Consider the following 7674-nt stretch of genomic DNA (forward strand, 5'->3'; position numbering starts at 1 on the left):
CAATCAGCGGATGCCGGTCAGAGCGATTCGCTTCTGTCCGGCACCGTTGCCCGGAGATAGAACCCAATGTCACCCCGGCTGCAATTCAAGGGCATTTCCAAGCTGTTTCCGGCCGTACGGGCGCTCCACGAGGTGTCACTCTCGGTCGGGGCCGGTGAAATCCACGGCCTGCTCGGCGAAAACGGCGCCGGCAAGTCGACGCTGCTGCGCGTCCTGTCTGGGGTCTACAGGCCGACAGCGGGAAGCATCCTCATCGACGGCAAGCCGGTTACACTCGCCAACCCGGTCGCCGCACGCGCTGCGGGCGTCGCCATGATCCATCAGGAATTGCAGCAGGTACCGCGCCTCAGCGTCGCCCAGAACATGTTCCTCGGCCATCCGCTGACGCGCGGCGGTATCTTCGTCGCCCGGCGCGAGCAAGAGCGCCGTGCTGCGGATGCTCTTGCGGCTATTGATCCCTCCATCGATCCGGCGTCACCCCTTGGTACCCTGAAGGTGGCGCAGCGGCAGATCGTCGAGATCGCTCGCGCGCTGCTCGATCGCGCCCGCATCGTCGCCATGGACGAGCCGACATCGAGCCTGACGCCGAGCGAATTCGAACGGCTGGCGCAAGTCATCACCGGTCTCGCTCGCGATGGCGTCGCCGTCGTCTATGTCTCGCACAAGCTGGACGAGGTGTTCGGCATCTGCCGGCGCGCCACCATCATGCGCGATGGCGTCGTCGTCGATTCCGTCGATCTGAAAGACCTGTCGGAGAAAGCGGTCGTGGCGATGATGGTCGGCCGCGAACTGGCGCAGGAACACCATAATTCCCATGCCACGAACAAGGTCATGCTGAGCGCGCGTGGCCTTTCTTCGGCGACGAAGGTGCGCAACGTGTCGTTCGATCTGCATCGCGGCGAGGTGCTGGGCATTGCCGGCCTGGTCGGCTCCGGCCGCACTGAACTTTTGCGGCTCTTGGCCGGCGCCGATCGCGCCACGGCCGGGACGATTGCAATCGACGGCAAGGCGGCGCGCTTCGCCAGCCCGCGCGATGCGATTGCCGCCGGCGTCGGACTGGTGCCGGAGGAGCGCAAACGCGAAGGCATCGTGCCGCTGCGCTCGATCACCTGCAATATGGCGCTCGCCTCGATGGCCGTGTTCGCGCCGCGCGGTCTCATCGATCACGCCAGGTTGAAACACGTGGCCGTCGAGAAGATGAGCCGTGTCAACCTGCGGCCGTTTCTGCTCGACCGGCCGATTCGCCTGTTCAGCGGCGGCAACCAGCAGAAGGCGATCATCGGCCGCTGGCTGGCGGCGGGAACCCGCATCCTCTTGTTCGACGAACCGACGCGCGGCATCGATGTCGGCGCCAAGGCGGAGATTTATCATCTGATCGAGGAACTCGCCGCCGAGGGCCATGCCGTGATCGTCGTCTCCTCCGAGCTCCCCGAAGTGATCCGGCTTGCCGACCGCGTGCTGGTCATGCGCGACGGCACGATCGCGACCGAACTCCACAGAGACGATATCAGCGAACAGGCGATCGCGGCGCACGCCATCCCGCAAACGCAAACGCCGGCCGCACAGCAGGCAAGGCAGTAGGTGACGGATATGTCGGATACCACTCTGGTGCGGCCGCGGGCCGAATTCGTGCGCGGGGTTTCCATGCGCGACACCGGCACGCTGATCGGTCTTGTCGTGATCCTCACCGTCTTCGGCGCGCTGGTGCCTGGCTTCTTCGCCGAGCGCAACCTGATCAACATCCTGCAGCAGTCGAGCATCAATGCCTGTCTGGCGCTGGGCATGACGCTTGTCATCATCTCCGGCGGCATCGACCTGTCGGTCGGGCCGACGGCAGCGCTCTCGGCCGTCATCTCGGCCTCTATGATGGTCGCCGGCGTGCCGTTTCCGCTGGCCATCGCCGCCGGCTTCGCCATTGGCCTTGCCTGCGGCCTCGTCAACGGCGTGCTCGTCGCCTATGTCGGGCTGCAGCCCTTCATCGTCACATTGGGGACGCTCAGCACCTACCGGGCGCTGGCACTGATCTACACCGGCGGCAATCCGGTTCTGGGCCTGCCCGCGGGGTTCCGCGCCATCTTCAACGGAGCGCTGTTTGGACTGCCTCTGGCGGTCGTCATCGTCGCCTGCGTGGCTGTCGTCGCCTGGGTCGTTTTGAAGAAGACGCCCTTCGGCGAATATCTGCTTGCCGTCGGCGGCAACGAGGAGGCGGCCTACATCGCCGGCGTGCCGATTGCCCGCACCAAGATCGCCGCCTACATGATCTCAGGCCTGCTGGCAGCGCTTGCCGCGCAGATACTGATCAGCCGGCTCGGCGCCGCCGAACCCATCCTCGGCAATCTCTGGGAACTCGACGCCATCGCGGCTGCCGCCATCGGCGGCGCCTCGCTGATGGGCGGCAAGGGCAGCATCGTCGGCACCATCCTGGGCGCTATCATCCTCGGCGCCATGCGCAACGGTTTGACGCTGATGAACGTCCAGTCCTTCTATCAGCTTCTGGCAACTGGTCTTATAATCCTCGCCGCGATGCTTATCGATCGCGTGACGAGGGGGCGTGGATGACCTTGAGCGGGCTGGACCTGAAAGCGGTAGGACCGCGCATCCGCATGATGATGCCGCATCTCACCCCGTTGGAGGCGAAGGTGGTGGAAACCGTCTTCGGCCGGCGCGGCTTCGATGAGAGCATTCCGCTGAAGCAGATCGCCGAAGAGTCCGGCGTGTCCGAGGCGATGGTGGTCAAGATCGCCAAGAAGCTCGGCTTTTCCGGCTATCGCGACTTCCGCACCGCCGTCTATGAATACAGTCGCCTGCCGACCGCCGAGATGCACCAGGAACTGTCATCCGACGACAGTTCGGCCGAGATCGTGCAGAAGGTGTTCCGCACCTCCATCCAGGCGCTGGAGGAAACGCTGGCAATCCTCGACATCGAGGATTTCGACCGCGCCGCCGAGCTGCTCTTCCGTGCCAAGAACCGGGATTTCTATGGCGTCGGCGGCTCGGCGCAGATCGCCCGCGATGTCTCGCACAAGTTTCTGCGCATCGGCATCCGCGCATCGGTCTATGACGATTCGCATATGATGCTGATGTCGGCCTCGCTGCTCGGCGGCGACGACATCGCCGTCGGCTTCTCGCATTCGGGCAACACGTCGGCCGTCATCGACGCCATCCAGCTGGCCCGCAAGAACGGTGCCCGCACGCTGGCCATCACCAATTACGACAACTCGCCGCTGGCCGCCGTCGCCGACATCGTTCTGTGCTCAACCGCGCAGGGTTCGCCGCTGATGGGCGAAAATGCGGCGGCCCGCATTGCCCAGCTCAACATCCTCGACGCGTTGTTCGTCGCGGTGGCGCAACGCGACTATCAGGCGGCTGAGCGCAATCTCGGCCGCACCATGTCGGCGGTGACATCGAAACGAAAAGACCGGGGCTCATGACGACAACGCCGCTGGTCACCGTGTTCGGCAGCCTGCATTATGACATCATGGTCGACGCGCCCGATCGCCCGCGCAAGGGCGAGACGGTGACCGGCCATGCCTGGCATCCGAAATGCGGCGGCAAGGGCGGCAACCAGGCTGTCTCGGCGGCGCGGGCCGGTGTGCGCGCGGCGATGATCGGCGCCGTCGGCGGCGATGACTTCGGGCGGGCGTTGCTGGCCAATCTCGATCGCGCCAAGGTCGACCGCCGCTTCGTGCGGGTGGCCGCTGGTGCCGGCTCCGGCATGAGCGTGGCGATCTTCGACGCAGGCGGCGACTATGGCGCGGTGATCGTCTCGGGCAGCAATCTGACACTGGGCCATGCCGACATTGCCTCTGCTTCCGATGTGGTGGGACAGACGGCGGTGCTCCTGCTGCAGAACGAAGTGCCGGAAGCCGCCAACATTGCCGCTGCACGCGCCGTCAAAGCACGGGGCGGCCGCGTCGTGCTCAACGCGGGCCCCGCGCGCAAACTCTCCGACGAGTTGATCGCCCTGGTCGACATATTGGTGGTCAACGCGATCGAGGCGGAATTCCTGGCTGGCACAGCAGTGGTCGAGACGCTGGACGGGGCCGCGCAAGCCGCACGGCTGCTGGCCGATCTCTATCCGGTGGCAATTGTCACGGCGGGCGGCGAGGGCGTCGCCTGTTGCGACCGGACCGGCGAGGCCTTCGCGCTGCCGGCCGTCCCGGTCAAGGTCGCCAGCACGCATGGCGCCGGCGATGAATTCGTTGGCGCGCTGGCCGCGGGGCTTGCCCGTGGGCAGACCATGCGGGCGGCCATCACCGCCGCCAACGCGGCTTCGGCCTTGCTTGTCTCTACGCCGGAGGCCGAGCGCAACGGCATCTGATGGCCTGATTCAACTTTGCCAAAGAGCCGCGGCGGCCGCCTATCCTTGCGGCTTGGCGCGAATTCCGCTAAGGCGCGCCTTTGTCGCCGGGGAACACGGACTTGGACGATCAACGCGCCGACGTCGCCATCATCATGGGCAGCCAGTCCGACTGGGCGACGATGCGCCATGCCGCCGAAACGCTGGAAGCACTCGGCATCCCGCACAAGCGGCTGATCATCTCCGCGCATCGCACGCCGGACCGGCTCTATGATTTCGCCAAGGGCGCCAAGGCAGCGGGTTATCAGGTAATCATAGCCGGCGCCGGCGGTGCGGCGCACCTGCCTGGCATGACGGCGGCGATGACGCCGTTGCCGGTGTTCGGCGTGCCGGTGGAATCGAAAGCGCTTTCCGGGCAGGATTCGCTGCTGTCCATTGTCCAGATGCCGGCCGGCATTCCGGTGGGAACGCTGGCCATCGGCAAGGCCGGCGCCGCCAACGCAGCCCTTCTGGCCGCTGCCGTGCTGGCGCTGAACGATGACAGCCTTGCCTTCCGTCTCGATGCCTGGCGCGCCGCGCAGACCGCCAAGGTCGCTGCCGAACCGACGGATACGCCGTGAGCCTGCCCGCCGGATCGACGATCGGCATCATTGGCGGCGGCCAGCTCGGCCGCATGCTGGCGATATCAGCCGCCCGCCTCGGCTACCGCACCGTGGTGCTGGAGCCGCAAGCGGACTGCCCCGCCGCGCAGGTCGCCAACCGTCAGATAACAGCCGCCTATGACGACAAGGCTGCCCTTACCGAACTGGCAGCGTCGAGTTCCGTCGTCACCTACGAGTTCGAGAACGTTCCGGTCGCGGCCGCCAGCGCGCTGGCCGCCAAGGTTCCGGTCTATCCGCCTGCGCGCGCGCTGGAAGTGGCGCAGGACCGGGTGAGCGAAAAGACATTCCTCAACGGCATCGGCATCGCCACCGCGAATTTCCACGCCGTCGACAATGATGACCAACTGACGACGGCGCTGAAGGCGTTCGACGGCAGCGGCATCCTGAAGACGCGCCGCATGGGCTATGACGGCAAGGGCCAGCGCGTCTTCCGCAACATGGAAGCCGGGGGCTTCGCCGGCACCTGCGAGGCGATGGGCAATGTGCCGCTGATCCTGGAGTCCTTCGTGCCGTTCGAGCGCGAGATATCGGTGATCGCGGCGCGTGGGCTGGACGGTGCGATCGTCGCCTACGATCCGGCCGAGAATATCCATCGCAACGGCATTCTCCACACATCGGCCTTGCCGGCCGCCATTATGCCGGAGACGGCGCAAGCAGCTCGAACGGCCGCATCGAAGATCCTGTCGGCGCTGAACTATGTCGGCGTCATCGGCGTCGAGTTCTTCGTGCTTGCCAACGGCTCGCTGCTGGCCAACGAGATCGCGCCGCGCGTGCACAATTCCGGCCATTGGACGGAAGCCGCCTGTATCGTTTCGCAGTTCGAGCAGCATATCCGCGCCATCGCCGGCCTGCCGCTCGGCAGCCCGGACCGCCACTCCGACTGCGTGATGGAGAACCTGATCGGCGACGATGTGCTGCGCGTCCCTGAGCTTCTCGCCGAGCCCGATCTGATGCTGCATCTCTACGGCAAGGCCGAAGCGCGGCCCGGCCGCAAGATGGGCCATTTCACTCGGATCAGCCGTCGCGCCTCATAAGGTTGCCTACTGCACGTCGTCGCTCTCGTCCTCGCCTGGAGTGGCGCAACTGACATCGCCTTCCTCGCAATTGGCCGCGGCAGCGAGTTGCTTGACGCGATCATTGGTCAATCTGGTCAGGCATTGCGAGACTTCCATCGAATGGATTGATCCGCCTTCGCTGGCGGCAGTGGAATGCGCGCACTCGGCATCGCGAAAAGTGATCCAGGCGCGTTGCGCCACCTGCAGCAATCTCTTGCCGCCGGCATCATCCGAGCTGGTGAGGTTTTGATAGGCCTTGTTGAGCCTAGCGTCGGCGGCCTGATAGTCTTCGCCGGCACAGATGTTCATCATCTGCTGGCTGTCGTCGCTGCGGTCGCATTCCTGCGCGCGCGCAACCGAGGCTCCCGCCAGCAGGACAAGGCAGGCGGACAGGAACATTCGGCGCATGGTTCTCTCCAAATCACTTCACGGCGACCGCATCATCCCAGCCGGCCCAGGGCCGCGCAAGGCGCCAGGCCGACATGGCGGATAATTGATGACAGGGATGATTCACAGCCGCAATGGAGCACGCTTGCGGTTGACAGGGACAAGGCTCCTCGTTTATGAGCCACCCACAGTTCAAAGGCGCGTCTTCTGGCGCGCCTTAAAATTTCGACCCGGACCGGGTCCACACCGACAGGCAAGACCATGAAGATCAAGAATTCGCTTAAGGCGCTGAAGGCGCGTCACCGCGACAACCAGCTGGTTCGCCGCAAGGGCCGCGTCTATATCATCAACAAGACCGCCCCGCGCTACAAGGCACGCCAGGGCTGAGCTTTCGGGCAGGAGGCTGTTGCCTCCGCCCATTTGATGCTTGTTGCCGCCTGCCGGCCTTTCACGCCAAATTCAGTTTGACGTTCCGCCGCCCGGGACTAGAGTCCGGCGATGCGGATTCTTTTTGCATTTTTGACATCTCTGCTTGTTTCCGGCGCCATTTATGGCCCGGCATGGGCGGATGATGCTGTCGCGCCGCCGGCCACTCAGGACGCCCCGCCCGCCGCAACGACGAAACAAGCCCGCCTCGACCAGCTGTTCAGCGATCTGAAACGCGAGCGCAACGAAAAGGCGGCGGAGCGCATCGCCGGCAACATCTGGAGCGAGTGGTCGCAATCCGGCAGCGCCTCGATCGATCTGATGATGCAATGGTCGCAAAAAGCCGTCGAGGGCCAGAAGTTCGACGTCGCGCTCGATTTCCTCGACCAGGTGGTGACTTTGCAGCCGACCTATGCCGAAGGCTGGAACCGGCGTGCCACCGTCCATTTCATGATGAAGAACTACGGCAAGTCGATGTCCGACATCGACCATACGCTGCAGCTCGAGCCGCGCCATTTCGGTGCGCTGTCCGGCCTGGCGCAGATCATGGCGTTGACCGGCCACAAGCAATCGGCGCTCGAGGCCTGGCAAAAGGTGCTGGCCATCTATCCAATGATGCGCAGCGCCCAGGACCAGGTCGGCACGATTTCGGAGGAACTTGCCGGTGAAGGCATTTGATTGCTCTAGGGGAGTAGGGGAATAAGGCAGTAGGGGCAGATTGTACCTGCGGAACACACACCCTACTCCCCTACTCCCCTATGTTTGGACCGGAGAGATCGCGAACAGGTGTGCGAGGACATCGCGAACAGTTTGGCGTGCTTTGCGCCGGGAGGTTCGCGATGCC

9 protein-coding genes are annotated in these 7674 nt (G+C 64.8%); 8 read left to right on the plus strand and 1 reads right to left on the minus strand.

Annotated features, from left to right (window positions below; genetic code table 11):
* Positions 1–66 precede the first annotated feature (66 nt).
* The 6 genes from NKH52_RS32250 (at position 67) to NKH52_RS32275 (ending at position 5996) form a co-directional block, all read left to right on the plus strand.
* Positions 67–1581 carry a sugar ABC transporter ATP-binding protein gene (locus NKH52_RS32250; RefSeq protein WP_352736255.1) on the plus strand — a complete coding sequence of 505 codons (1515 nt, stop codon included), beginning with the start codon at positions 67–69 and terminating at the stop codon, positions 1579–1581.
* Between the two features lie 9 nt (positions 1582–1590).
* Positions 1591–2559, plus strand: coding sequence for an ABC transporter permease (locus NKH52_RS32255; protein WP_352736256.1), 969 nt, complete (start codon positions 1591–1593; stop codon positions 2557–2559).
* Positions 2556–3431 (plus strand): MurR/RpiR family transcriptional regulator, encoded by an 876-nt coding sequence (locus tag NKH52_RS32260; protein ID WP_013529211.1) that lies wholly within the window; start codon positions 2556–2558, stop codon positions 3429–3431. The genes NKH52_RS32255 and NKH52_RS32260 overlap by 4 nt, the downstream gene beginning before the upstream one ends.
* Positions 3428–4321, plus strand: coding sequence for a ribokinase (locus NKH52_RS32265; RefSeq protein ID WP_352736257.1), 894 nt, complete (start codon positions 3428–3430; stop codon positions 4319–4321). Before NKH52_RS32260 ends, NKH52_RS32265 begins: the two co-directional genes overlap by 4 nt.
* Before the next feature lie 101 nt (positions 4322–4422).
* Positions 4423–4920: a 5-(carboxyamino)imidazole ribonucleotide mutase gene (gene purE / locus NKH52_RS32270; protein ID WP_352736258.1), complete on the plus strand. Its 498-nt coding sequence runs from the start codon at positions 4423–4425 to the stop codon at positions 4918–4920.
* Positions 4917–5996: a 5-(carboxyamino)imidazole ribonucleotide synthase gene (locus NKH52_RS32275; RefSeq protein WP_352736259.1), complete on the plus strand. Its 1080-nt coding sequence runs from the start codon at positions 4917–4919 to the stop codon at positions 5994–5996. The genes purE and NKH52_RS32275 overlap by 4 nt, the downstream gene beginning before the upstream one ends.
* A gap of 6 nt (positions 5997–6002) precedes the next feature.
* Here NKH52_RS32275 and NKH52_RS32280 read toward each other — a convergent pair whose 3' ends face one another.
* Positions 6003–6425 carry a lysozyme inhibitor LprI family protein gene (locus tag NKH52_RS32280; RefSeq protein ID WP_352736260.1) on the minus strand — a complete coding sequence of 141 codons (423 nt, stop codon included), beginning with the start codon at positions 6423–6425 and terminating at the stop codon, positions 6003–6005.
* A 240-nt stretch (positions 6426–6665) separates the two neighbouring features.
* On the opposite strand from NKH52_RS32280, the gene ykgO reads away from it, so the two are divergent.
* Positions 6666–6791, plus strand: coding sequence for a type B 50S ribosomal protein L36 (ykgO, locus tag NKH52_RS32285; protein ID WP_006327841.1), 126 nt, complete (start codon positions 6666–6668; stop codon positions 6789–6791).
* A gap of 111 nt (positions 6792–6902) precedes the next feature.
* Positions 6903–7508 carry a tetratricopeptide repeat protein gene (locus NKH52_RS32290; protein ID WP_352629220.1) on the plus strand — a complete coding sequence of 202 codons (606 nt, stop codon included), beginning with the start codon at positions 6903–6905 and terminating at the stop codon, positions 7506–7508.
* The last annotated feature ends 166 nt before the right edge of the window (positions 7509–7674 follow it).

Source organism: Mesorhizobium sp. M1066 (assembly GCF_040318635.1).
Lineage (GTDB): Bacteria > Pseudomonadota > Alphaproteobacteria > Rhizobiales > Rhizobiaceae > Mesorhizobium.

Coding starts and splice junctions, on each gene's coding strand:
- NKH52_RS32250 (WP_352736255.1), top strand. CDS start 67: ATGTCACCCCGGCTGCAATTCAAGGGCATTTCCAAGCTGTTTCCGGCC.
- NKH52_RS32255 (WP_352736256.1), top strand. CDS start 1,591: ATGTCGGATACCACTCTGGTGCGGCCGCGGGCCGAATTCGTGCGCGGG.
- NKH52_RS32260 (WP_013529211.1), top strand. CDS start 2,556: ATGACCTTGAGCGGGCTGGACCTGAAAGCGGTAGGACCGCGCATCCGC.
- NKH52_RS32265 (WP_352736257.1), top strand. CDS start 3,428: ATGACGACAACGCCGCTGGTCACCGTGTTCGGCAGCCTGCATTATGAC.
- NKH52_RS32280 (WP_352736260.1), bottom strand. CDS start 6,425: ATGCGCCGAATGTTCCTGTCCGCCTGCCTTGTCCTGCTGGCGGGAGCC.
- ykgO (WP_006327841.1), top strand. CDS start 6,666: ATGAAGATCAAGAATTCGCTTAAGGCGCTGAAGGCGCGTCACCGCGAC.
- NKH52_RS32290 (WP_352629220.1), top strand. CDS start 6,903: ATGCGGATTCTTTTTGCATTTTTGACATCTCTGCTTGTTTCCGGCGCC.